This is a genomic window from Methylobacterium sp. WL18 (genome assembly GCF_008040015.1).
Lineage (GTDB): Bacteria > Pseudomonadota > Alphaproteobacteria > Rhizobiales > Beijerinckiaceae > Methylobacterium > Methylobacterium mesophilicum.
This window is the reverse complement of the sequence record NZ_VRVD01000812.1, coordinates 1-1,821: the sequence shown is the minus strand read 5'-3', so window position 1 is coordinate 1,821 and position 1,821 is coordinate 1. Positions and strand designations below refer to the sequence as shown.

Below are 1,821 nucleotides of genomic sequence, written 5' to 3'. Positions count from 1 at the left end.
AGGCGGCCCTGCGGGCGGCCTACCGGATCGGCGCGGCGCCCCCCGGCCGCCCGGCGATCATCGAGCGTGTCGGGGCCGGATAGGCTCCGGCCCCGCCGGCCTTACCAGCGGCCGTGGCCGTGACGGTGGCCCCAGCCGCCGTGGCGGTGATGGCCGTAGCCGCCATGATGACCCCAGCCGCGATGGTGGCCGCGCCCCCAGCCGTGATGGTGGTGGCCCCGGAAGCCCGGTCCGAAGCCGTGACGCGGGCCGAATCCGTGGCGATGGCCGTACCCGTAGCCGTACTGGACATCCACGATGTCGCCGGCGCCCTGGTGCAGGCCGGTGTCGAGGCCGAGCGGCGCGGCCATCGCGGGGGCTCCGACGGCGATCCCCCCGAGCGCCACGGCGGCGGCCGCCAGGCGTAGGCGTGCGGTCTTGGTGAACATCGATGTCCTCCTGTGCCTCGCCGGCCGCGATGCCGCGACCGGCCGTGCCCCAGGTGTGGCGCTCATAAGTTGACGGAGACGTGACTTCGTCCCTCAGGCGTTGTTCAGGTCCGGACCGCAGACGAAAGCCGGAGGTGCTCGCCCGGATCCCTCGGCCCACGGCGTGCTCGCTCGACAACTCCCCGCGTCGCGAAGCCCCGGGTCGCTTCGCTCCGCTCGCAATGACGGAGCGGCTCACTCCGCCATGAACCGCTTGAACGCCTCCGAAAAATCCGGGTGCCAGCGCGACAAAGCAGGCCGGTTCTCGATGATGTCGCCGGCCGCCCAGGCGATGCGCTTCTCGTCCTGCGCCCGGGTGGTCTCGTTGTCGGGGCAGAGGATGTAGAAATCGCCCGCCTCCAGCCGGTCCAGCATGAAGGCGACGGTCTCCTCCGGCGTCCAGGCGCCGGCCGGCTTCTCGGCGACGCCCCGGGCCTTGGTCAGGCCGGTATAGACGAAGCCCGGGATCAGCAGGTGCGCCGTGGTCCGGCAGCCCTCGCGGCTGCGCAGTTCGTGGGCCAGGGCCTCGGTGGCCGCCTTCACGGCCGCCTTCGAGACGTTGTAGGGCGCGTTGCCGGGCGGCGTGGTGATGCCCTGCTTCGAGCCGGTGACGATCACCGCGCCAGGCTGGCCGCCCGCGATCATGCCGGGCGCGAAGGCGTGGATGCCGTTGACCACGCCCCCGAGGTTGGTGCCGAGGATCCGGGTCCAGGTCCCGGCGTCGGAGAAGAGCTTGCCACCGGCCTCGATCCCGGCGTTCAGCATCACCACGGCCGGGGGCCCGGCCTTGGCGACATGGGCCGCCAGGGCCTCCACGGCCTCCCGGTCCGAGACGTCGGTGGGCAAAGCCCGGACCTCGACGGCGGCCAGTTCGGCCACGGCGCGGTGGGCCTCCTCGAGGGCCGGGCCGGGCAGGTCGGCGAGCCAGACGTTCATGCCGGCCCGCGCGAAGGCTTTGGCCGCCGCGAGCCCGATGCCGCTCGCCGCCCCGGTGACGACCGCGCTGCGGCCTGGGCTGATGGCGGGATGCTGGCTCATGGGTCGGTCCTCGGCTGGATGGCGCCCCGAAGATGGGGCGCGTCGGGGCCGAAGGCGAGTTGGAACGCCTATGGGTTTCGCGCGGCGCGGCAGGCGGGATCCCCTCGCCCCGCTTGCGGGGCGAGGGGATCCCGCGCCTTCCCTGAAGATGTTTGAAAAACCGAATCTTCTGGCGGAGCGACGCATGGTCGGCCGCTTGCTTCATCCGTTGGAGATATCTGTCACTCCAAGCCCACGCTCAAAGGACCCGGCATGACCCCACCCCCCGGCCAGCCGAGCCGCCGCGCGCTCCTCGCCGGGGCGGCCTGCGCCGGCC

The 1,821-nt window shown here is 72.8% G+C and carries 2 protein-coding genes; both read right to left on the bottom strand.

Features of this window, described 5'->3' with window-relative positions; translation table 11 throughout:
- Positions 1-101 precede the first annotated feature (101 nt).
- A complete protein-coding gene (locus FV228_RS28595) occupies positions 102-428 on the bottom strand; it encodes a hypothetical protein (protein WP_147857567.1) in 327 nt (108 codons plus the stop codon).
- A gap of 234 nt (positions 429-662) precedes the next feature.
- The gene (locus tag FV228_RS28590) at positions 663-1,505 is read right to left on the bottom strand and encodes an SDR family NAD(P)-dependent oxidoreductase (RefSeq protein ID WP_147857566.1); all 843 of its coding nucleotides are present in this window, start codon (positions 1,503-1,505) and stop codon (positions 663-665) included.
- Between the last annotated feature and the right edge of the window lie 316 nt (positions 1,506-1,821).